Raw genomic sequence first — 22,792 nt, 5'->3', positions numbered from 1 at the left:
CAACGTACGCGGGCTCGTGAGAGGTAAAAGAGATGTCCGAATCCAAGTGGAAAGTCATTGGCGCCAGCGGCTTCGTTGGTTCCTCCATCGTCGCGCGTCTGAACGCAGAAGGTATCAGCGTCGACCCCATTGAGGCACCTCGACTCGCAACCCGAGCCCTCGACGTAGACAGCATCATCGACGAAGCAGACCAGCTTGAAGGCATCATCGACTCCCTCGCAGAAGCCTTCGCGGGCGCGCAGGTCGTCGTCAACGCAGCAGGCCTCGCGGCACCCAACATGCAGGATCTGCCCCCGCTCGTCGGCGCAAACGCCCTGCTTCCCGCCGTAATCGCAATCGCCGCACAGCGAACCGGCGTACGCCGCGTCATCCACCTCTCCTCCGCAGCAGTACAGGGCCCGCGCCTCGTGCTGGATGATTCCGAAGAGACCAACCCGTTCAGCGCCTACTCCTTCTCCAAGGCACTCGGCGAAGAAGCGCTGCTCGACCTGCAGGACTACTTCCTCGAAGAGCACCCCGACAGCGCACCCGAACTGTGCATCCTGCGCGCAACCAGCGTGCAGGGCCGCGGCCGACGCACCACCGAACTCTTCGCCAAGATGGCCTCCTCCCCCTTCGCATCCGTTGCGGGTGCAGGCACCGGCAAGTCCCCGGTCTCCAGCGTGCACGCCCTCGCAGAATTCGTGGTCATGCTCGGCACCTTCCCCGGCGAGCTACCCACCATCGTGCTGCAGCCCTGGGAAGGCGCAACCGTCGCCTCCGCATCCGTGGATGCTGGTCGCCGCCACCCGCGCCGCCTGCCCGAATGGCTCTGCCGCGCAGCCGTCAAAGCGGGCTACACCGTCTCCGAGCTGATGAATGACAAGTTCGCAGGCTCCGTGCGTAAGGTCGAGGTCATGTGGTTCGGCCAGGGCATCGACGACTCCTGGGCACGCGAAAACAACCTTCTACCCACCCCGCGCGTGCGTGAAGTACTGCGCAACGCCCACACCGCGCTGGGTAAGAAGAAGGACCGCCGCTTCGAGAAGAACTAGGTAGCGCGCGTGCTCTCCTAAAGGTGCACGACCTGAGACACACAGCCTAGTGGCGCGCCTCTAGAGGGATCATAACGCAAGGGAACCCCCGATATATCTGAACGATATATCGGGGGTTCCCTATACGTTTTTATGGTCCGAGATCTTATGCCCCGAAATCTTATGCGCTGAGCTCTATAGCGCGCAGAGGTTTAGAGGTGATCCTCCGGGGCATCCTTCTGCTCGGTCTTTGCCTCAGATTCGGCCTTTGCCTCAGCTTCAGTCTTGGTAGCCTCAGTCTTAGTTTCTGCCGACTTAGCCTCATCCTTAGCGGCAGTCTCAATCTTCGACGCGCCAAAGACCAGCGCGCGAGCAGTATCAGCAGGAACCGGGTGAGTCTGCGGCTCATCCGCACGAACCGGCTTCGGAGTGTTGTCACGGTAGCCGCGCGAACGCTCCTGATCCACGCCAGTGCTGAAAGCAGAAGACAGAGCCGAAGTAGCGCCCAGCAGGGACGCAGCGACAGAACCGGCAACTGGTGCCGAAGCGCGACGAGCAGGCTCACCGCTCACAGTGTGGGTGCTGTCCCACTGCTCGTACGCCTCATCCAGGTCAGCCTGCTCATCCAGAGCACGCTCAGAAGGAGTCGACTCAGACGACGCGGAAGAAGCAGCCTCGGCCTCCTCAACCTTACGAGCCGCCTGTTCGTCAGCCTCCGCACGAGTCAGAATGGTCGGAACGACCTCGCGCAGCTCCTCCACCGAAATCGCGCCCTCACGAACCACCACGTAGGGGAAGGAGGTGCAATCCAGAATCGTGGACGGTGCCGGGTCACGCTCAGTAACCACAACCACGCCGTCCTCATTCGGCTCAGACTCAAGCGGCTTAGGACGAGCGCCACCGTCAATCACCACGGCAACGTCCTCGCCCAGGGAATCCATGGCGGTCTGTGCGTCCAGTGCGGCTTCCTGACCGGTCTTATTCGCGCTCGAAACCGCCAGCGGACCGTGCTCAGTCAGCAACTTCAGGGCGAACTCATCATCGGGAACACGCACGGCAACAGTACCGCGGGTCTCACCCAAATCCCAGCTCAGCGACGGGTACGCGTGAAGAATGATAGTCAGCGCGCCGGGCCAGAATCGACCACCCAGATCGTAAATATCGTCCGGAACGTCGTCGACCACGCCAGCGAGCGCAGCAAGATCAAAGATCAGCACGGGCGGCGGCATGGTGCGGTCGCGGCCCTTATCTGCCAGCAGCTTGGCAACGCCCTGATGCGAGAAAGCATCGGCGGCAATACCGTAGACGGTATCGGTGGGCATCACAATCGTGTCGTGCGCCTTCAGCGCCTCGCGGGCAGCTTCGATGGCCTCGCGGGTCTCAGTTTCAGTCGTTACGGGGTACAGCTTTGCAGTCACGGGTCTTATTCTCTCATGTTTTTCTGGATGCGGCGAGACACCGGCACCCACAACGCGCCATGTGGAAGCACTCTTCCGGAGGTTCACCATATTTCACCAGCTCTGAGCTGGCTGAGGAGGCGGACGCGTTGCCTTCACGCAGCCCGGCACGGGCTAGGTGGTGCATCTACTAGTCTAAAGGCTCTAGTGGGCGCGGTTTATAACCGACGCTATGACGCGGACGATTATTCAGGTCACGCACCGGGTAGCAGCCCTCGAAGCCGACACGCGCCAACAGCTCGGCGACGGCTTCTTCCTGGGTGTCGTCGTGCTCCATGATGAACAGGCCGCCGGGGGTAAGAAGCTCGAAGGCGCGGGCGGCAATCGCGGAGGGCATCTGCATGCCGTCCTCTCCCCCGCCGTACAGTGCCATGTCCGGGTCGTGCAGGGCGGCTTCCGGGTCGGCGGGTACGTTCGCCGGCGGAATGTACGGAGGGTTCGAGAGCACCGCGTCGAAGGTTCCGGCAAGTTCGGGCAGGGCGGTGAGGGCGTCCCCCTGAACCAGGTGCACGCCGAGCGGCTCCAGGTTCTTGCGGGTGTAGGGGATGGCGTCTTCGGAGAGTTCCACCGCGAACACCTGGGCGTTCGGCAGTTCGCTCTTGATTGCCGCGGCGATAGCCCCGGAGCCGGTGCACAGGTCGACGATGCGCAGCTGACCGGTTGCCGACTCGGTGCGTGCGGCCAGCACTTTGAGGGCTTCTTCGGCGAGGAGCTCGGTCTCTGGGCGGGGTACGAACACGCCCGGTCCGACTGCCAGTTCTAGGCGGTAGAAGGGAGCGGAGCCAGTAATGTGCTGCAGCGGTTCGCGGCGGACGCGGCGGGCGACCAGCGCCTCGTACTCTGCGACTTGTTCAGGGGTGAGCCGTTCCCCCATGAGCGCCGCGTGCTGTAGGCGTGAGCGTGAGCCGTCGTAGAGCAGGTGCGCTGCGAGTAGCTCGGCGTCGACGCGGGGGCTGGGCACCTGCGCCAGTGCCGCGGTGGCGCGCGTGAGTACCTGTGCGAGTTCTTCCCCGCGCGGGTCGTGCACATTCACCTTCATGAGCTCTCCTTACGCTCTCTCAACAGCTCAAAACCTGTCACAGCATATGACTAAGGGGCTCCACCGCCGCAGCGGCGAGCCCCTCACCAACATCTCACGTCGATTCAGCGAATCGGCAAGAGCCTGTACAGAACCTACGTCTGCACAGAACTACTTCTGTACAGGGTTACTTCTGTTCCTGGCCCACCTGAGCGAGGCGGTGCGCCTCATCCATCTCAATAGCGGACTGAACCACAGGCTCCAGGTCACCATTCAGCACAGCATCCAGGTTGTACGCCTTGTAGCCGGTACGGTGATCCGCAATGCGGTTCTCCGGGAAGTTGTACGTACGGATACGCTCCGAACGGTCCATGGTACGCACCTGCGAAGCACGGTGTGCCGCGTTCTCAGCGTCAATCTGCTCCTGCTGGTGAGCCAACAGGCGCGCACGCAGAACGCGCATCGCAGCTTCACGGTTCTGCAGCTGAGACTTCTCATTCTGCATCGCCACGACAATACCGGTGGGCAGGTGGGTAATACGCACCGCCGAGTCGGTGGTGTTCACCGACTGACCACCGGGGCCCGAAGAGCGGTACACGTCAATCTTCAGGTCGTTCTGGTTAATCTCGATTTCCTCGGGCTCATCCACCTCAGGGAACACCAGAACACCAGCAGCGGAGGTGTGGATACGGCCCTGAGACTCGGTCGCCGGAACGCGCTGCACGCGGTGCACGCCGCCCTCGTACTTCAGGTGCGCCCACACGCCCTCAGCCGGCTCATTCGAGGAGCCCTTAATAGCAATCTGGGCATCCTTATAACCGCCCACGTCAGTGCTGGTCGAAGAAATAATCTCAGTCTTCCAGCCCTTGTGCTCGGCGTAACGCATGTACATGCGCAGCAGGTCACCAGCAAACAGAGCCGCCTCGTCACCACCGGCACCAGCCTTCACCTCAAGAATGACGTTACGGCCATCATCCGGGTCACGCGGAATCAGCAGGCGGCGCAGCTTCTCCTGAGCAACCTCCAGCTCCTCCTCCAGACCGGGAATCTCCGCCGCGAAATCCGGATCCTCATCAGCCATCTCGCGAGCAGCCTCAAGGTCATCCTTCAGCGAAGTGTACTTATTGTATGCAGTCACAATACCGGTCAGCTCCGCGTAGCGGCGGCCCACACGGCGTGCCTTACCCTGATTCGCCTGCACGGCGGGGTCAGCCAGCTGATTCTGCAGGTCAGCGTGCTCATCCAGCAGAACCTGAATAGATTCAAACATTCTGTTCTCTCTTCCATCTCCCGCACTTTACGCCGCACGGGCAGGCACTAGACATCTCACACCCCTCACAACGGGGATGCACAAAACGAACGGCTCACGCGCCCCACCCACAATGAGGAGGTGGGGCGCGTGAGATACGAGCCTTAGTCGACCAGACGCAGACCGTTCTTCTGAACCGTCAGAAGGAACTCCACGTTGCTTTCAGTCTTACGCAGCTGGTTGGTCAGAACACCCAGAGCCTGCTCGGGTTCCATACCCGCCAGGGCACGGCGCAGACCCCACATAATCTTGATCTCATCCGGGGAGAGCAGGTTCTCCTCGCGGCGAGTACCAGAAGCATTAATATCAACCGCCGGGAAGATACGCTTATCCGCCAGCTGACGGGACAGGCGCAGCTCCATGTTACCGGTGCCCTTGAACTCTTCGAAGATCACTTCATCCATCTTCGAACCGGTCTCAACCAGCGCGGTAGCCAGAATGGTCAGCGAGCCGCCCTCTTCAATGTTGCGGGCAGCACCGAAGAACTTCTTCGGCGGGTACAGTGCAGCAGAATCCACACCACCGGACAGGATACGACCGGATGCGGGAGCCGCCAGGTTGTATGCGCGGCCCAGGCGGGTCATGGAGTCCAGCAGCACGACCACATCGTAGCCGAGCTCCACCATACGCTTCGCACGCTCAATAGCCAACTCAGCCACAGTGGTGTGATCCTCAGCGGGACGGTCGAAGGTCGAGGCAATAACCTCACCCTTGACGGTGCGCTGCATATCGGTCACTTCTTCAGGACGCTCATCCACCAGGACCATCATCAGGTACACGTCCGGGTTGTTCACAGTAATCGCGTTCGCAATGGACTGCAGCATGAGGGTCTTACCCGCCTTCGGCGGGGACACAATCAGACCACGCTGACCCTTACCGATCGGGGACACCAGGTCCACCACGCGGGTGCCCAGCTTCTTCGGGGTGGTCTCCAGGCGCAGACGCTCCTTGGGGTACAGCGGAGTCAGCTTCGAGAACACGCGGCGGTTCGCTGCTTCCTCAACACTCTGACCGTTAATCGCCTCAACCTGGACCAGGGCGTTGAAACGCTGGCGGCTGTTCGACTCACCCTCACGCGGCACACGAATCGCGCCGAGCACGTGGTCACCCTTACGCAGGTTGTACTTCTTCACCTGAGCCAGGGAGACGTACACGTCGTTGGTGCCGGGCAGGTAGCCGGTGGTACGCACGAAAGCGTAGTTGTCGAGAATGTCCAGAACACCCGAAATCGGTGCCAGCACATCGTCTTCGCTCAGGCGAGGCTCGTTCTCCTCGCGGCGGCGAGCCTGCTTCTCAGCACGCTCAGCCTGACGGTCACGCTTAGAACGGCGCTCAGTACGCTCGGCACGCTCTGCGCGTTCTGCACGCTCAGCAGCCTTACGCTCGGCACGTTCACTACGCTCAGTGTTGCGCTCTGCACGCTCAGCCTGACGATCACGCTTAGTGCGACGCTCGGTACGCTCACCATCCTGATCGCGGCGACGCTCACGGGTGCGGGTACGCTTCGAGCTCTTCTCACCGTCGGGGGTGCCAAAAGTCATGTCCAGGGCAGCGTTCAGGCTGTCCAGGCTCGCGGTGCCGTCAGCGGTAGTAGCCTTCAGCTCAGCAGAGTTACCGGGCAGGTCAACCTGCTCCGCACGCTCGCCAATACGCTCAGCAGCCAGCTCAGCGCGCACATCCAGCGGAGGAAGCTCAGCGGGCTTCTCGTCCTTACGGGTGCGGGTGCGGCGGGTACGCTTCTCCGGCTTCTCGTTATTCTCAGTCTTCTCGGACTGCTCAGCCGATGCGTCCTCACCCTCAGCGGCACGGCGAGCGCGCGCACGCTTCTGAGCGGGAGTCTCGTAACGGGAAGAGCGGGTACGCTTCTCAGACTTTTCAGCCTTCTCAGCGCCCTCGGCGGGAGCCTCAGCAGACTCAGCGTTTTCGGTCTTCTCAGCCTTCTCCGCCTTCGCCTCAGCATCCTTCTGGGTGCGAGTACGACGGGTACGGCGAGGCTTAGACTCCTCAGCCTTCTCAGTAGCGGGGGTCTGGGCAGACTCAGCGGGAGTCTCAGCCTTGGGCTCAGCAGGAGCGGCTACGGCGCCACCACGCTGATGCTCCTCAAGAGCCTGAACCAGCTCAGCCTTCTTCAACTTCAGATAGCCGCGGATGCCAAGCTGCTGGGCGAGGACACGCAGCTGCGCGACCTTCAAGTTTGCAAGTTCCGGTGCGGCAGCTGCCGTACCGTACTCATCGGTGACAACAATATTCTTTGCCAACTACAATTCCTTTGGTTATAAGCCCTGAAAATCTTCAGAATAAAGATCGGGCGGGCGCTATAGCGCGGTCAAAGGTTTAGACACTGCCGAAAGAAAACAGCAGTCTGCACCTTCGACTCCCTCGAACCGCGCTGGAGGCGGTTCGCGTCTCTTACCGTACCCGCTGATTCAGACACAGCGAGCACATACGGAAGATAAGGCGCTCTATCACAAATGTGGGCAAGCCCAAACCATCATCTATACAAACCATCTACGCGAGATGAAGAGGATGGATTGGTCACTTTGAAAGGGCACCCGCCGCGAAACCGAACCCTCAGAAAAGTCTTCCCTATGCGTCAGAAATAAAGAAGACGTGAATCCCAAAGGCACTCCCCCGAACCTTGCCGGTTCCCGCTCAGACACAAAAAGCATCTGAGGCATCAGGGGAAACGGAAGTACGTTACGAAGGATAGTATCGACGGTCTACATTGAACGACGGGCGAACCTCAACGTAGGACGAACTAATAACGTCCTACTGAGTAACTATAACACCTTCAGTGTCAATTTCAAGGGGAAGAACCCGCCAGTTCAGGCGGCGATCCGCAATAACGCTACTAGGGTGGGTCGCCTCAAACTCGGCAATAGCGTCCTGAACCTGTCGCACCTGCTCATCGCCGCGCGCAAAGATCAAAACGGTCGGGCCAGCACCAGAAATCACCGCCGCAAAACCCTGACCGCGCAGGTACGCAACCAGCGCAGCCGACGGCTCCATCGCGGTCACGCGGTACCCCTGATGCAGGTAATCCACGGTCGCATCCATCAGGTACTCGGGAGCATCAGAGAGAGTGCGCACCAGCAACGCCGCACGAGCGGAGTTCGCCACCGCCTCAACGTGGGGCATCTCCTCAGGAATCAGCGAACGAGCAAGCTTCGTCGACACCTCATAATCGGGCACAGCCACCACAGGGTGAACATCAGGATGCACCGGAATAATCAAGGTCTTCCAGTTGCCCATCTCACCCCAGGACACCGACAGGTTGCCGTAAATCGCCGGAGCCACGTTATCCGGGTGGCCCTCCATATCGGAGGCGACCTGCAGCATCTGCTCACGGCTCAGACGGTGCTCCTCCGGCAGCAGACCGCTCGCCGCAGCCACACCCGCCACAATAGCCGACGCCGAAGAACCCATACCGCGAGAATGCGGAATCTTATTATCAGCAATCAGCTTCACCGGGGGCAGTTCATCCAAACCAGCCGCCGCGAAACCAGCCTTCATCGCCTGCAAAACCAGGTGGCTCTCGTCGCGAGGAACATCCGCGCTACCCTCACCGCTGAGCTCAAACTCCAGGCCGGATTCAATACGCTCAACAACCAGCTCATCATAGAAGCCAAGACCCAAACCCATGCTGTCATAGCCGGGACCCAGGTTAGCGCTCGTAGCGGGAACGCGAACCTTAACGGACGCGCCCACCGGAATATCAGAAATATGCAGGGAAGACATGAGAAGAACCTCGCGATCGGTGACGTAATGAGTGAATAGGTGAAAGATACAAAAAGGGCTGTCATGCAGGTGCACCCCGCCCCGAAAAATCGGGACGGAGTGCACAACGTAGTATGAATAGGCTAGTGCAAATCGAGAATATCTGCCACAGCAACCACGTCGAAGGGAGCCTTAGTCGGCTCAACCTTCACGCCGTTCACAGCCTGCAGAGCCCACTGCGGGTCCTTCAGACCGTGACCGGTCACGGTGATGACGATGGTCTTACCCTCGGGAGCTTCACCGGCGCGGTGCTTCTTCAGCAGACCCGCAACACCGGCAGCCGAAGCCGGCTCCACGAAGACACCCTCGCGGGCGGACAGCCAGCGGTGCGCCTCCAGAATCTCCTCATCGGTGACAGCCTCAATCACGCCGCCGGACTCGTCACGAGCAACTTCAGCCTTCTCCCACGACGCGGGGTTACCAATACGGATCGCGGTCGCAATGGTCTCAGGAGCCTCAATCGGGTGACCAGCAACGATTGGTGCAGCACCAGCAGCCTGGAAGCCCCACATAATCGGACGCTTGGTCGCAACCGGCTCCAGCACCTTACCGTCACGGTTGGTGTAAGGCTCCGAGTACTCCTTGTAGCCCTTCCAGTACGCGGTGATGTTACCCGCGTTGCCAACCGGCAGCAGGTGATAATCGGGAGCGTCACCCAGGGTATCAACAACCTCAAACGAACCGGTCTTCTGGCCCTCAATACGGTAAGGGTTGACCGAGTTCACCAGGAACACCGGGTAATTCTCGCTGAGCTTGCGAGCAATCTCCAGGCAGTTATCGAAGTTGCCGTCAATCTGAATGATGTCAGCACCGTGAGCGATAGCCTGAGACAGCTTACCCATAGAAATCTTGCCGTCCGGAACCAGCACTGCACAGCGCATACCAGCCTGCAGAGCGTACGCAGCAGCCGAAGCGGAAGTGTTACCGGTCGAAGCACACACAACAGCCTTCGCACCGTCACGCTTAGCGGCGGTCATCGCACTGGTCATGCCGCGGTCCTTGAACGAACCGGTCGGGTTCATACCCTCAAACTTCAGGTAAACGGTGTTACCGGTCTCAGCAGACAGTGCCGGCGCGTGAATCAGCGGGGTACCGCCCTCGCCCAGGGTCACAGCCTTCACATCGTCTGCGAAAGGCAGACGGTCACGGTACTCATTGATAACGCCCTGCCACACGTGTGCCATTGGCTTCTCCTTCAATCTTGGCGCCCCGCCCGCCGAACCTTCCGTAGGTTCGGCGCGGTAGCGGGTACGCGGGTTCGTTCGTGAGCGATGCTTCTACACGCGAGCATCGCACGTTTAGTGAGCGGCGCGTGCCGCACGTCAGTTAGCGCTAAGCGCCTAGTGCTTCTCAGACTCCACGCGGATGACCGAGTTCACCTCACGCACAGTGTCCAGAGCATCAATCACAGCAATCGCACGGCGCAGATCAGAATCCTTCGCCGAGTGAGTCACCATACGAATCTGAGCCGCGCCCTCCTTCGGGGTGGACTGGCGCAGCGAATCCACCGAAATACCGTGCTCGGCAAGGATACGGGTAATATTCGCCAGAACGCCCAGACGGTCCTCCACCAGAACACCCACCGAGTAGCGAGAAATCACGTTGTCCAGGCTAGTTGCGTGCAACTGAGCGTGAGAAGTCTCCGGAACACCGGGACCGCCCAGCACCAGGCGACGAGCCAAAGACACAAAGTCACCCAGAACAGCCGAAGCAGTCGGAGCGCCACCCGCACCGGGACCGTAGAACATCAGCTCGCCAGCGTTCTCCGCCTCAACGAACACAGCGTTGAACGCACCGTGCACACCAGCCAGCGGGTGCTGACGCGGAATCAGGGTCGGGTTCACACGAATGTTCGCGCCGTTCTCACCCTCACGCTCACAGATAGCCAGCAGCTTGATGACGTAACCATCAGCATCCGCAGCCGCAACATCATCAGCGGTGATGGAGGTAATGCCTTCAGTGTGCACATCATCGATGGTGAAGTCAGAGTGGAACGCCAGCGAAGCAACAATCGCAGCCTTCGACGCGGCATCGTGGCCCTCAACGTCAGCGGTCGGGTCAGCCTCCGCGTAGCCCAGCTTCTGAGCCTCAGCCAGTGCGTCCGCGAAGGATGCGCCGGTGGTGTCCATCTGGTCAAGAATGTAGTTGGTGGTGCCGTTCATGATGCCCAGAACGCGGGTCACACGGTCACCAGCCAGGGAATCACGCAGGGGGCGCAGAATCGGGATAGCACCCGCAACAGCAGCCTCGTAAGAGAGCTGAGCGCCGGACTCATCAGCGGCAGCCTGCAGCTCCACACCGTGCTTAGCCAGCAGAGCCTTGTTACCGGAGACCACGGACTTACCAGCATTCAGAGCACGCAGAATGCGAGTGCGAGCCGGCTCAATACCGCCGGTCAGCTCGATGACCACATCCGCCGCATCAATCAGGGATTCAGCGTCGGTGGTGTACAGCGAGGGGTCCGCATTCCAGTGGCGGGATGCATTAGTATCGCGCACAGCAATACCGATCAACTCCACGGGGGCGCCAATGCGCTTTTCAAGGACGGCGTTATCCTCGACCAGGATGCGAGCAGCCTGGGAACCGACATTACCGGCACCAAGCAGTGCTACTTTGATCTTTTCAGCCACGATAGTCTCTTTCTACGGTCTGTTCCGGGTTCGCCCCGGTATCTCTTCGGGCTACGGTGTGGATGCGGCGCAGAGCACGCACTCAACAACCACTTTATCAAGAGGCGGGGACGGCTCAGCAGCCTCAAGCTGCGACTTTTACTCTCTGAGATGAGGTATCCCTCACAGTTATGAGGTGAACCTTATCTTCTGTCATGTTGTGAACGCGCAAAACCGTGAAGCCCCGCCCGCAACCGCCACCTCACGGCACGCATTGTAGAAACGGGAACTTCACGGCTTTTCATGATGTCAGACAGGGTTCTTAGATATCCGAACCCATATCCAGCGCCAGCATATCCTCCTCGCGCTGACGGCGAATCATCACGCGGGAGGGACGACCCTCAGCGGTCGCAATCACCGGCGGGCGGGTCAGGAAGTTGTAGTTCGACCCCAGCACGTAGCAGTACGCGCCGGTCGCAGGAACCGCCAGAATATCGCCAGCCTGCAGGTCAGCGGGCAGGTAGCAGTAGCGCACCACCACATCGCCGGACTCGCAGTGCTTACCCACCACGCGAGAGAGCACCTGCTCCCCCGCCGGGGCACGATTCGCCAGGGTCACCGAATAGTCCGATTCGTACAGCACCGGGCGGGCGTTATCGCTCATACCGCCATCCACCGAAACGTAGCGGCGCACGCGAATCTCGCCGTTCTCGTCCTCAATGCTCACGTTCTTGATGGTGCCCACCGTGTACAGGGTCGCGCCCGAAGGACCGGAAATGGAACGGCCCGGCTCGAACGACATATGCGGAATCTCCATGCCCAGGCGCTCGCAGGTCGCCGCAACGGAAGCCGCAATCGACTCGGTCACCTCGGTAATGGAGCGGGGGCGGTCCGCCTCGGTGTAGCCGATGCCGTAACCGCCGCCCAGGTCCAGCTCCGGCAGGGTCACACCCAGGTCACGGTTGAGGCGGTTCATGAACTCCAGGGCGGTAGTAGCCGCCTGCTCGAAGCCCTCCGCCTCAAAAATCTGCGAACCAATATGGCAGTGAATACCGCGGAAATCCAGGGAATCGGTCGCATTCAGAATCGCGGCAGCCAGCGCCGCGTAAGAATCGGTAGCCTCAACACCCCAGTGCTCCAGCTCCTCCTCTTCCAGGCCGGCGAGCGCGGCGGTGCCCGGCTGCAGGGACATGCCGAACTTCTGATCCTCGTGCGCGGTCGCAATGGACTCGTGGGTCGAGGCATGCACGCCGGGGGTGATGCGAATCAGCACCGGAACCGGGGCGTAGGGTTCCTCGCCCTCCGCCACACGCTCGGCGGCAAGCTCGGCGTACACGCGCTCAATGAGCTTGAGCTCATCCACCGAGTCAGCCACCACGCGGCCCAGGCCGTTACGGATCGCCCGGGCAATCTCAGCCTCCGACTTGTTGTTACCGTGCAGGGCGATGTTCGCACCCGGCACCTGTGCGCGCAGAGCCAATGCCAACTCACCACCGGAGGCGGTATCCAGGCACAGGCCCTCCTCGGTCGCCCAGCGCGCCACGGCAGTGGACAGGAACGACTTACCGGCGTAGTAGACGCTTACCTTCGCACCGTGCGCGGCGAAAGCCTGCTCAAAAGCGGTGCGGTAGGCGCGGGCGCGGGTACGGAAGGTCGTCTCGGAGAAGACGTACTGCGGGGTTTCGTGCTCATCAACCAGGTCGCTGACGGTCACGCCATCAATGCAGAGCTCGCCCTGCTCATTGCGGGTGAAGGAATCAGTCCAGATGGTGCGGGACAGGGCTTCGGGGTGCTCGGGGTAGGTGAGCCATTCGGGGGCGTAGAGGGCGCGGGCTTCGCTCATCGTGTCTCTTTCTTAGCTATCTTGCCGGCATACGTTCAACCCCCGCCCCGGTAGCACCGGGTCGGGGGTTGAAATGAGAGTATTACATGCGCTCGGGTGCGCTCACACCCAGCAGGTTCAGGCCGTTAGCCAGCACCTGCTGTGCTGCGTTATTCAGTAGCAGGCGGGTACGGTGCAGGTCGGTGACCTCTTCATCAGCCTTGGGGGCGACGCGGGAGACACCGTACCAGCTGTGGTACGCCGAAGCGAGCTGCTCCAGGTAGCGGTTCACGCGGTGCGGCTCGTAGAACTTCGCGGCATCACGCACAGCGGCGGGGAACTGGCCGAGTACAGCCAGCAGCTCACCGTCAGCAGCCGAGTCGAGCAGGGAGGTGTCCACGCCGTCCTCAACCTTCACGCCAGCCTCCGCAGCGTTACGTGCCACAGCGGCGGTACGTGCGTGAGCGTACTGCACGTAGTAGACCGGGTTCTCGTTGCTCTTGGAAGTCAGCAGGCCCAGGTCAATATCGATGGGGGTGTCCACCGAGTAGCGGGTCAGCTCGTAGCGAGCCGCGTCAACGCCAACAGCCTCGACCAGGTCCTCGAGGGTGACCACGGTGCCGGCACGCTTGGACATGCGGACGGGCTTGCCGTCCTTGACCAGGTTCACCAGCTGACCAATCATGACCTCAATCTGGTCGGCGCGGTAGCCAAGAATCTGGGCGATAGCCTTCAGACGGCCCACGTAGCCGTTGTGGTCAGCACCGAGCATGTAAATCGCCACGTCTGCGGGGTTCTCGGCGCGGGTCATCTTGTCCTGGTAGTAGGCGATATCGCCCGCCACGTAGGCGTGGTTACCGTCAGACTTAATGACCACGCGGTCCTTGTCGTCGCCGTAGTCGGTGGTGCGCATCCACCATGCGCCGTCAGCCTCGAAGAGCTGACCGTTCTCGCGCATAGCGTCGAGCAGGGCGTCCACCTTGCCGCCTTCGAACACGGAGTTCTCGTGGAAGAACACGTCGAAGTGAGTACCGAATGCCGCCAGGGACTCCTTGATCTGATCGAACATCAGGTGAGTACCGATTTCGCGGAAAATCTCTTCGGGGTTCTCAGCCTCAAGCGCGTCGGGGCGCTGAGCCAGGATCTGGTCCTTAATGTCAACAATGTACGCGCCAGCGTAGCCGTCCTCGGGGGTCTCCTCACCGCGAGCAGCGGCAATCAGGGAGCGCACGAAACGGTCAATCTGGGTACCGTGGTCGTTGAAGTAGTATTCACGCACGACGTTAGCGCCCTCAGCCTCAAGGACGCGGGCGAGCGCATCACCGACGGCAGCCCAGCGGGTGCCACCCAGGTGGATGGGGCCGGTGGGGTTCGCGGAGACGAACTCAAGGTTGATGGTCTTGCCGGCGAACTTGTCGCTGCGGCCGTATGCTTCACCAGCCTCAACGATGGTGGCGGCAAGCTCACCGGCAGCTGCGGCGTCCAGGGTGATGTTCAGGAAGCCGGGGCCAGCAATATCTACGGATGCAACACCGGGGATGGCGCTAATCTTCTCTGCCAGAAGAGCTGCTGCCTCACGCGGGTTCTTGCCCACCTTCTTGGCGAGCTGCAGAGCGACGTTGGTTGCCCAGTCGCCGTGTTCGCGGGACTTGGGGCGCTCTACTCGGACGGCGGGCAGTTCAGCGCCCTCCACGAGGGTCAGCTGGCCGGAGGAAATGGTTTCTTCAAGGGCAAGCGCAATGGCTTCAGAGAGTTCTTCAGGAGTCATAACAAACTATTCTAGCAAGCATTGGCGGGTGCCTGACCGTTTATCTAGCGCATATCTGATACCATAGGTGGGTTGCCTCTGTAGCTCAGCGGATTAGAGCACCAGTTTCCGGTACTGGGGGTCGAAGGTTCGAATCCTTTCAGGGGCACGATGTTCTTATTCGAGAGGGAACACGGGAGCCGATATCCGAGGCGTATTGTTCGGGTATCGGCTCCTTTTTATTTAGCGGCCATGCTGGGCAGCTCCCTCTTCAACTTCAGAGGGTGGACACTACCCGCCTGCCTGTTGTGGCAACGCTAACAGCCTTGAGAGAATGGGAAAACGCGCACACCCGTCACATCAGCACGGCTTCAAGCCACAACAGCGGAGGTAACCCGATGACCACCATGCGCCAGATTCAGCTCACCGAATGGGGCGACGAAAGCGTTCTGCACAAAGCAAACGTACCTATCCCCTCGCCGGTGCGCGGTCACGTGCTCATCAAGACGGTTGCCGCCGGTGTCAACCCGATTGACCTAACCACTCGCAAGGGTCTGGGGCCCGCCGCTCAGCTGGCAGATCCGTCGTACAAGCCCTTCGTGCCCGGCTGGGATGTTGCCGGCACCGTGGTTGCTACCGCCGGCGACTACACGGGTTTTAAGGTGGGCGAAGGCGTATTTGGTCTTGTTGCTTTTCCCTCCCCCGCCGGTGCTTACGCCGAGTATGTTCTCGCCCCGGCGCATCAGCTGGTGAAGGTGCCCGCCGATGTTCCCTGCGCGCAATTGGGTGGCGCTCCCCTGGCGGCGCTGACCGCATACCAGGCGCTCTTCGAAGTGGCGCGATTGAAGGAAGGCGAGCGCGTGCTCATTCACGCCGGTGCCGGAGGCGTCGGCCACCTCGCCGTTCAGTTGGCGGCGCAGGCTGGCGCTCAGGTTTTTGCGACCGCCTCCGCCGCGAACCACGAGTTTGTGCGCTCGTTGGGTGCCCAGCCTATTGATTACCGCACCGAGGATTTCCGCGCCGTACTGGGCCAGACCATGGACGTGGTACTCAATTCCACCGGCCAGCAGACTTTCCTCGATTCGCTGGAGGTGCTGGTTCCCGGCGGTCGCATTGTCACCCTGACCAGCCCCGACCCGCTGGATGTTGCGCGTGAGCGCGGCTTCGAGGCGCAGTGGCTGACGGTTCACCCGGACCGCACGCAGATGCAGGAGATTGCCCGCCTCATGTCCTTGGGCCTGTTGAAGGTATACGTGGATCAGGTGCTTGATTTTTCGCAGGCTGCGCAGGCTCATGCCCTGGTGGCGACGGGTCGCACCCGCGGCAAGATCGTGCTGGTTCCCTAACGAGGTGCTGATTCATGCAGACTTCTGAGAGCACGCCGAACGCTGAGAGCGCGCCGAACATTGAGAGTACCGAGTACCGCTCCGGTTTTTACCGCGAGGCGGACTTTTACGATGCCCACTCACTACCCGACTACGGTGCACAGTCGCCGGTAACTCGAGAGGCGTTCGCCTACGACTTCTTCCCCGCGACCGCGGATGCGTCTTCCCCCGCGCCGCTGCTGGTGTGGGTTCACGGCGGCGCCTGGCGCTTCGGCACCAACCAGGCACTACGATACACTATCCTGCGTACCCCCGCCGGGGAGCAACCCAATACCCAGGCGCTCATGCGCACCGCTTTCCAGCAGGCAGGCTGGGCGGTCGCCTCCATCAACTACCGGTATTCGCATCAGGCGCTCTTCCCCGGTGCCCTGCACGATGTGAAGGAGGCAGTGCGTTTCTTCCGCGCCAACGCGCACGAGTTCGGCATTGACCCGCAGCGCATCGCAGTAGCGGGTGGAAGCGCGGGCGGGCACCTGAGCATGCTGGTTGCGCACACGGGAGATTCCGCCGCCGGTAACTCTGTATTTGGGGATTCTGCGAACGCACCCAAGCACGACGAATACTTTGAAGGCAGGGCGGCGAGCGCCTACCCGTCCCATAGTTCGCAGGTGGCGGCGGGGGCGTCTTTTTACGGGGTCAGCGATTTGAGGACTATCTTCACCGATCGTCCTCTGGCTGGCTATGCCCTCGACCATCCCGAGGATGACGGAGCGGAATGGCGGCTGTTGGGAAGCACCCACCCTGTCCCCGCAAATGTGTCTACTATCGACGCCGCCAAGGGTGAGCGAGCGGTTCCGGGTGTAGCTCTCGAGCGCGCCAAAAAGAACTGGGAGCGTGCGCATCCCATTGATGCGGTACGCCCCCAGAAACGAGTGAATAAGATCGAAAGTGCCTGTGCACCGGGAGTGAGCGGCGGTGCCACTCCTCTCATGCTCGTGCACGGTATTAGTGATTCGTGTGTGCCGTACCAGCAATCGGTGCGGGTGTATCAGGCGCTGCGCACGCGGCAGGTGCCTACCGATTTGGTGCTGGTTCCGGATGCCGAACACGGAGATTCGCGCTGTTTTAGCCCCGACATTGTTCAGCAGATGCTGCTATTCTTCGATCGCGCTGTTTAGCTCAACCGCGCTATCTGAACCTGTCCGGTCTGAGTGATTGATCAGAAAGTAATCGACCAGATGCGGGTTTAGCGAACGCGGCGGTTCACGTATTCGTGCTCGAGACGGTAACGTTCGAGGTCGTCAAAAGCAACGCGACGGTGCGTGTTAATGCGCTCGAACGGAATATCCCCGCGCTCCAGCAGGCGAACAACGGTCGGGCGGGATACGCCCAGGTAGTCTGCCGCCTCCTGCGTGGTCATGAGGCGGTCCTGGCGAACCACGCAAACATCCTTGCGGTCGGCGAATGCGCGCGCTACGGAGGTGAGGGGTCCGTACATTTCGGGGGAAATCTGTACGCGCTCGCCGTCGCCGGTGACCAGGTAGAGGGTTTCTTCGGCGCTGAGGCGGTCGAAGTGGGTGCGCAGACTCGCGTGAACGAGGGCTTGGAAGAGTTCTTCGCAGCGGTGGTGAATTTCTTCGTGCTGTCCGTCTTCGCAGCAATCCAACACTGCAGCACGCGTTGCCGGGTACGTCTTTGGTGATGGCATAGTCACTCCTTCGTTACTGTGTTATTCACCACTGTAGCAGTTGAACGAAACTATCGAAAGAAAGCTAAGACGCGCAGTTAATTCGCATCTGCGGTACCTAAAATATAAATGAATAATTATTAGCTTTTTAGATAGTATTTGATGCTATTTATTGTAGCTTAACTACTCACCCGGGGTTGGTATTCCAACACCGCCCGCTCTGGTTACCCGCGAACAAACCCAAATATGACAAACAAAGCACAGCCCAAGCCCACCGCGGGCAAGGCGAGTACACTGGATAGGATATGTCTGAGCAGAAATCCACGAAGAAACACGCAGATACTTCCAAGTCCCAGCGCCCCTCCTCGGCTAAGCCCCGCACCGCCCCCACCATGGCGAGCATGGCAGCCGCAATCCACGCGGCAAAGGTACGATCCTCCGAAAAGACCGTTGAAAAAGCCGCTGGCAAAACCGCAGATAAAACTACTGAGAACAACGCGGTAAAAAACGACGCCCCGAAGAAGGGTGCGCAGAAGAACAGCGCCTCCCGCTCCAACCGACGCGGAGGCGCCACCGGCCGCGCCCGCAAGCAGGGCGATGGCAAGGGCAACCAGCAGGGCGGCACCAACGGTAACCGCCAGGGCGAGCAGCAGAACCGCCCGGCACCGCGCCGTTACGAGCCGCTCATTCCCGAGGTCATCACCTACCCCGAAGAGCTGCCCGTCAGCGAACGCCGCGAAGACATCATGAACGCGATCCGCGAGAACCAGGTCGTCATCATCGCGGGTGAAACCGGCTCCGGTAAAACCACCCAGATCCCCAAAATGTGCCTCGACCTGGGCCTGGGCGAGAAGGGCCTTATCGGTCACACCCAGCCGCGCCGCCTCGCCGCGCGTTCCGTGGCCGAACGCATCGCCGAAGAGCTCGGCCAGAAAATCGGCGAAACCGTCGGCTACCAGGTGCGATTCACCTCCGAGGTCGGCGAACACAGCGCCATCAAACTCATGACTGACGGCATTCTGCTCGCCGAAATTCAGAACGACAAGCTGCTGCGCCGCTACTCCACCCTCATCATTGACGAGGCGCACGAACGCAGCCTGAACATTGACTTCATCCTCGGCTACCTCAAGCGCATCCTGCCGCAGCGCCCGGACCTGAAGGTCATCATCACCTCCGCGACCATCGACCCGGAACGCTTCGCCCGCCACTTCTCCCCCAGCTACGTGCCGGGTAAGGGAATCGTCGACGAGAACCTCAGCGACGAAGAACGCGAAATTGCCGAAGCAATCCTGCCTGACGACGCGCCGCCCATCATTGAGGTGTCCGGCCGAACCTACCCCGTGGAAATCCGCTACCGCCCGCTCGACGAGGAAGACTACCTCAGCGACGACGAAATCGAAGACGACCACGACCCCACCGACGGCATCCTCGACGCCATCAAGGAACTCTCCAAGGAAGCCCCCGGCGACATCCTCATCTTCTTCTCCGGCGAACGCGAAATCCGCGACGCCAAGGACGCGATCGAGGCGATGGTCGCCAAGTCCCCGCGCCTGAACTACGAGGTGCTGCCCCTGTACGCGCGCCTTTCCCTCGCCGAGCAGCACCGTGTGTTCTCCCCCGGCTCCCGCCCGCGCATCGTGCTCGCCACGAACGTCGCCGAAACCTCGCTGACCGTGCCCGGCATCAAGTACGTCATCGACACCGGCACCGCCCGCATCTCGCGATACTCCGCGCGCACCAAGGTTCAGCGCCTGCCCATCGAACGCATCTCGCAGGCAAGCGCCAACCAGCGTTCCGGTCGATGCGGCCGCGTCAGCGACGGTATCGCCATCCGCCTCTACTCCGAGGAAGACTTCAACTCGCGCCCCGAGTTCACCGACCCCGAAATTCTGCGCACCAACCTCGCCGCCGTCATCCTGCAGATGATCGCCATCGGTGTGGTCCGCGAACCCGGTGACATTTCGCGCTTCCCGTTCGTGCAGCCGCCCGCATCCCGCGCCATCAACGACGGCGTGAACCTGCTGCGCGAACTCGGCGCGCTCACCGAACGCCCCCGCCAGCCCCGCAAGGGCCGCGGCAATAGCGCAACCCTCACCGCCATCGGCCGAGCCATGGCGGCATTCCCCGTGGATCCGCGCCTGGCCCGCATGATCATCGAAGGTGGCCGCCGCAACTGCGCCAAGGAAATGATGGTGCTTGCCGCCGCCCTGACCATCCAGGACCCGCGCGAACGCCCCGCCGACGTGCGCGCCGAAGCCGACGCAATGCACGCCCGTTTCGTCGACGACGCCTCCGACTTCTCTTCCTTCCTGCTACTCTGGGACTACATCAACGAGCAGCAGGCGGCGCTGTCCTCCTCGCAGCTGCGCAAGATGTGCCACCGCGAGTTCATTAACTACCTGCGCATCCGCGAATGGCAGGACCTCTTCGCCCAGCTGCGCGAGATGGGCCGCACCGCCAACATTCACGCCAGCGGCGGACGCGACATTAACGCCTCCGCCCACGAAGTCGACATCCACAAGAGCCTGCTCTCCGGCCTGCTCTCGCACGTGGGCGTCAAGGAAGAACGCGAAAAGGACTCCAAGGGACGCACCCGCGGCCCGCGCGAATACCTCGGCGCACGCGGCACCAAGTTCGCGATCTTCCCCGGCTCCGGCCTGTTCAAAAAGAGCCCCGACTGGGTGCTCTCCGCCGAATTGGTCGAAACCTCCCGCCTGTGGGCGCGCACCAACGCCGCCATCGAACCGCAGTGGATCGAAGAGGTCGGCAAGCACCTCATCAGCGTGCAATACTCCGAACCGCACTGGTCCCTCAGCTCCGGCGCGGCCGTCGCCTACGCCAAGGGCACGCTCTTCGGCCTGACCATCTACGCCGACCGCCCCGTGCAGTACGCCCGCGTGGACGCCGCCGCAGCCCGCGAAATCTTCATCCAGTCCGCCCTCGTCGAAGGCCAGTGGCACACCCAGCACAAGTTCTACCTGCGCAACCAACGCGCCCTCGCCGAGGTCGAAGAGCTTGAGGCACGCCTGCGCCGCCGCGACCTGCGCGTGGACGACTCCGTGCTCTTCGCCTTCTACGACGCCCGCATCCCCGCCCACGTGACGGATGTGCGCGCCTTCGACAAGTGGTGGAAGCAGGCACGCCTCGAAGACGACAACTACCTGGACTTCAACCCCGAGAAGCTCATCAACGAGGAGGCCGCCGACTACGACGACTCCCAATTCCCGCGCCAGTGGGTGCAGCGCACCGACAGCGGCGAACTCACCCTCGACCTGCGCTACGAATACGCCCCCACCGCCGGTGTGGGAGGCGCCCGCACCGACGCCGCAAAACGCGACGGCGTGGCGGTTCAGGTTCCCATCCTGTTCCTCAACCAGCTGAGCCCCGAACCGTTCCGCTGGCAGATTCCCGGCCTGCGCCACGAACTCGTCACCGCGCTCATCAAGTCGCTGCCCAAGGCGATTCGACGCAACTTCGTGCCCGCACCCGACGTGGCACGCGCCGCCTGCGCCGCCCTGGAAGAGGACTACTCCCCCGCAACCGACGAGCTTATCCCCTCCCTCGCACTCGTACTACGCCGCCTGCGCGGCGTGGTCGTCGAGCCCGAAGCCTTCAACTGGGACGCCGTGCCCGAGCACCTGAAGATGGGCTTCCAGGTGCGCAACGCCCGCAACAAGATCCTGGGCGAAGGCAAGGACCTGCGAGCCCTACAGCAGCAACTGCACAAGGAGATTCGCAGCGCCCTCGCCGACTCGCTCGGCGCATCCGACGAGGCCATGGCAAAAATGGTGGCGCTAGCACAGGGCGGTTCAAGTAGCTCAGGCGGCTCGGCAGCTTCGGCTAAGAAGGGCGCGAAGAACCCGGGGACCCCTGCCAACGCGGACGCATCCGGCGGAGTACGCGAAATCAGCAGCCTCACCGAATTCCCCGCCGATCTCTTCCCCAACGGAGAGATCCCCCGCAAGGTACAGCGCATCATCGCAACCCAAGCGGTCAACGGCTACCCCGCCCTCGTAGACGAAGAAACCAGCGTAGGACTGCGCATCTTCCCCACCGAAGCCGAACAGCTCCACGCGCAGCGCCGCGGCATCATCCGCCTGCTCCAGCTGCAGGTGCCCTCGCCCGTGCGCTACGTGAGCGAACACCTCTCCCACAAGGAGAAAATCGTCTTCACGCAGAACCCGCACGGCTCCATCGACGAACTCATTCGCGACTGCACCGTCGCGGCACTCGACCACCTCGTGCCGCACACGCCCATCTTCACGCACGCCGAATACAGCGAACTCTACGAGCACGTGCGTGCCGAACTCATCGAGACGGTCTTCGACGTCACCAAGCTCGTCGCCGAAATCCTCTCCGAAGCCACCGCGCTGAAGAAGGCAATCAAAAAGGCAACCTCGCTGACGACCATGCACGCCGTCTCCGACGTAAAGGCACAGATGGAGAACCTCGTCTACCCCGGATTCGTGGCGAAAACCGGCTACGACCAGCTGGTTCACATCCCGCGCTACCTCAAGGCCGCCCAGGTGCGCCTGACGAAGCTCGGACCGAACCTGCACCGCGACAACCAGCTCATGCTCACCGTGCAGGACCTGGAAGACTCCTACGATAACGCGGTCAAGTCGCTACCGGCAGGCACCATCGTGCCGGATGCGCTCCGCCGCGTGAACTGGATGATTGAGGAGCTGCGCGTCAGCTTCTTCGCCCAGGAGCTTGGTACCGCCTACACGGTGTCTGAGAAGCGCATTGCGAAGGCTCAGCGTGAGGCGCTGGACGCCATCAAGCGCTAATTCCGGGAATACGGTTTAGTTGCGGACGGCGGTGCTCGTCCTCGCTCCTACAGGGGCACCCGCCCTCGCAGAGCTCGGGCACCCTGATGTCGCTACGGACGACACCGCCTTTCCGCGCTAGGTTCCCGGCTCAGCTTGCACTGTGAACGGCAAAGAGCCCCCACACGATTACCTCGTGTGGGGGCTCTTTGCTTGCGTTGCAGGTGCAGCCGTGTTTTCCGGAAGCGCCCTCAGGGTG

At 61.6% G+C, this 22,792-nt stretch carries 14 protein-coding genes and 1 tRNA gene; 5 read left to right on the top strand and 10 right to left on the bottom strand.

Annotated elements, in window-relative coordinates:
• Positions 1-32: 32 nt before the first annotated feature.
• Entirely contained in the window at positions 33-1,034 is a 1,002-nt protein-coding gene (locus HMPREF2682_RS00525) for an NAD-dependent epimerase/dehydratase family protein (protein ID WP_049326920.1), read from the top strand.
• Between the two features lie 191 nt (positions 1,035-1,225).
• On the opposite strand, the gene HMPREF2682_RS00520 is transcribed toward HMPREF2682_RS00525, so the two are convergent.
• The 9 genes from HMPREF2682_RS00520 to argS form a co-directional block, all read right to left on the bottom strand.
• Positions 1,226-2,431, bottom strand: a complete 1,206-nt coding sequence (locus tag HMPREF2682_RS00520; protein WP_070830497.1) for an L-threonylcarbamoyladenylate synthase — start codon at positions 2,429-2,431, stop codon at positions 1,226-1,228.
• A gap of 169 nt (positions 2,432-2,600) precedes the next feature.
• Positions 2,601-3,509 carry a peptide chain release factor N(5)-glutamine methyltransferase gene (gene prmC / locus HMPREF2682_RS00515; protein WP_070616547.1) on the bottom strand — a complete coding sequence of 303 codons (909 nt, stop codon included), beginning with the start codon at positions 3,507-3,509 and terminating at the stop codon, positions 2,601-2,603.
• A 166-nt stretch (positions 3,510-3,675) separates the two neighbouring features.
• Complete coding sequence (gene prfA, locus HMPREF2682_RS00510) at positions 3,676-4,758, bottom strand: peptide chain release factor 1 (RefSeq protein WP_005507792.1); 1,083 nt, start codon at positions 4,756-4,758, stop codon at positions 3,676-3,678.
• 143 nt (positions 4,759-4,901) lie between these two features.
• Positions 4,902-7,055: a transcription termination factor Rho gene (gene rho / locus HMPREF2682_RS00505; protein WP_070830495.1), complete on the bottom strand. Its 2,154-nt coding sequence runs from the start codon at positions 7,053-7,055 to the stop codon at positions 4,902-4,904.
• Between the two features lie 511 nt (positions 7,056-7,566).
• A complete protein-coding gene (thrB, locus tag HMPREF2682_RS00500; protein WP_070593477.1) occupies positions 7,567-8,535 on the bottom strand; it encodes a homoserine kinase in 969 nt (322 codons plus the stop codon).
• A gap of 122 nt (positions 8,536-8,657) precedes the next feature.
• The gene (gene thrC / locus HMPREF2682_RS00495; RefSeq protein ID WP_070830493.1) at positions 8,658-9,758 is read right to left on the bottom strand and encodes a threonine synthase; all 1,101 of its coding nucleotides are present in this window, start codon (positions 9,756-9,758) and stop codon (positions 8,658-8,660) included.
• A 156-nt stretch (positions 9,759-9,914) separates the two neighbouring features.
• Positions 9,915-11,204, bottom strand: a complete 1,290-nt coding sequence (locus HMPREF2682_RS00490; RefSeq protein WP_070830492.1) for a homoserine dehydrogenase — start codon at positions 11,202-11,204, stop codon at positions 9,915-9,917.
• 301 nt (positions 11,205-11,505) lie between these two features.
• Complete coding sequence (lysA, locus tag HMPREF2682_RS00485; RefSeq protein WP_070830490.1) at positions 11,506-13,026, bottom strand: diaminopimelate decarboxylase; 1,521 nt, start codon at positions 13,024-13,026, stop codon at positions 11,506-11,508.
• Between the two features lie 82 nt (positions 13,027-13,108).
• Positions 13,109-14,773: an arginine--tRNA ligase gene (gene argS / locus HMPREF2682_RS00480; RefSeq protein WP_070629505.1), complete on the bottom strand. Its 1,665-nt coding sequence runs from the start codon at positions 14,771-14,773 to the stop codon at positions 13,109-13,111.
• 74 nt (positions 14,774-14,847) lie between these two features.
• On the opposite strand from argS, the gene HMPREF2682_RS00475 reads away from it, so the two are divergent.
• The 3 genes from HMPREF2682_RS00475 (at position 14,848) to HMPREF2682_RS00465 (ending at position 17,255) form a co-directional block, all read left to right on the top strand.
• Positions 14,848-14,921, top strand: a tRNA-Arg gene (locus HMPREF2682_RS00475).
• Between the two features lie 229 nt (positions 14,922-15,150).
• Entirely contained in the window at positions 15,151-16,098 is a 948-nt protein-coding gene (locus HMPREF2682_RS00470) for an NADP-dependent oxidoreductase (protein WP_070830488.1), read from the top strand.
• Between the two features lie 14 nt (positions 16,099-16,112).
• Entirely contained in the window at positions 16,113-17,255 is a 1,143-nt protein-coding gene (locus tag HMPREF2682_RS00465) for an alpha/beta hydrolase (RefSeq protein WP_070830486.1), read from the top strand.
• Positions 17,256-17,323: 68 nt separating this feature from the next.
• On the opposite strand, the gene HMPREF2682_RS00460 is transcribed toward HMPREF2682_RS00465, so the two are convergent.
• On the bottom strand, positions 17,324-17,785 hold the full coding sequence (locus tag HMPREF2682_RS00460) for a helix-turn-helix domain-containing protein (RefSeq protein WP_049354863.1): 462 nt from the start codon (positions 17,783-17,785) through the stop codon (positions 17,324-17,326).
• 284 nt (positions 17,786-18,069) lie between these two features.
• Here HMPREF2682_RS00460 and hrpA point away from each other — a divergent pair, with 284 nt between their 5' ends.
• Positions 18,070-22,554, top strand: a complete 4,485-nt coding sequence (gene hrpA, locus HMPREF2682_RS00455; RefSeq protein WP_070830485.1) for an ATP-dependent RNA helicase HrpA — start codon at positions 18,070-18,072, stop codon at positions 22,552-22,554.
• Positions 22,555-22,792 lie beyond the last annotated feature (238 nt).

It is taken from the genome of Rothia sp. HMSC061D12 (assembly GCF_001836735.1).
Taxonomy (GTDB): domain Bacteria; phylum Actinomycetota; class Actinomycetes; order Actinomycetales; family Micrococcaceae; genus Rothia.
This window is presented reverse-complemented; position numbering and strand designations above follow the sequence as displayed.

What these genes read in the sequence shown, in the direction of transcription:
- HMPREF2682_RS00525 (WP_049326920.1), top strand. Translation starts at nt 33, where the DNA reads ATGTCCGAATCCAAGTGGAAAGTCATTGGCGCCAGCGGCTTCGTTGGT.
- prmC (WP_070616547.1), bottom strand. Translation starts at nt 3,509, where the DNA reads ATGAAGGTGAATGTGCACGACCCGCGCGGGGAAGAACTCGCACAGGTA.
- prfA (WP_005507792.1), bottom strand. Translation starts at nt 4,758, where the DNA reads ATGTTTGAATCTATTCAGGTTCTGCTGGATGAGCACGCTGACCTGCAG.
- thrB (WP_070593477.1), bottom strand. Translation starts at nt 8,535, where the DNA reads ATGTCTTCCCTGCATATTTCTGATATTCCGGTGGGCGCGTCCGTTAAG.
- thrC (WP_070830493.1), bottom strand. Translation starts at nt 9,758, where the DNA reads ATGGCACACGTGTGGCAGGGCGTTATCAATGAGTACCGTGACCGTCTG.
- lysA (WP_070830490.1), bottom strand. Translation starts at nt 13,026, where the DNA reads ATGAGCGAAGCCCGCGCCCTCTACGCCCCCGAATGGCTCACCTACCCC.
- argS (WP_070629505.1), bottom strand. Translation starts at nt 14,773, where the DNA reads ATGACTCCTGAAGAACTCTCTGAAGCCATTGCGCTTGCCCTTGAAGAA.
- HMPREF2682_RS00470 (WP_070830488.1), top strand. Translation starts at nt 15,151, where the DNA reads ATGACCACCATGCGCCAGATTCAGCTCACCGAATGGGGCGACGAAAGC.
- HMPREF2682_RS00465 (WP_070830486.1), top strand. Translation starts at nt 16,113, where the DNA reads ATGCAGACTTCTGAGAGCACGCCGAACGCTGAGAGCGCGCCGAACATT.
- HMPREF2682_RS00460 (WP_049354863.1), bottom strand. Translation starts at nt 17,785, where the DNA reads ATGCCATCACCAAAGACGTACCCGGCAACGCGTGCTGCAGTGTTGGAT.
- hrpA (WP_070830485.1), top strand. Translation starts at nt 18,070, where the DNA reads ATGTCTGAGCAGAAATCCACGAAGAAACACGCAGATACTTCCAAGTCC.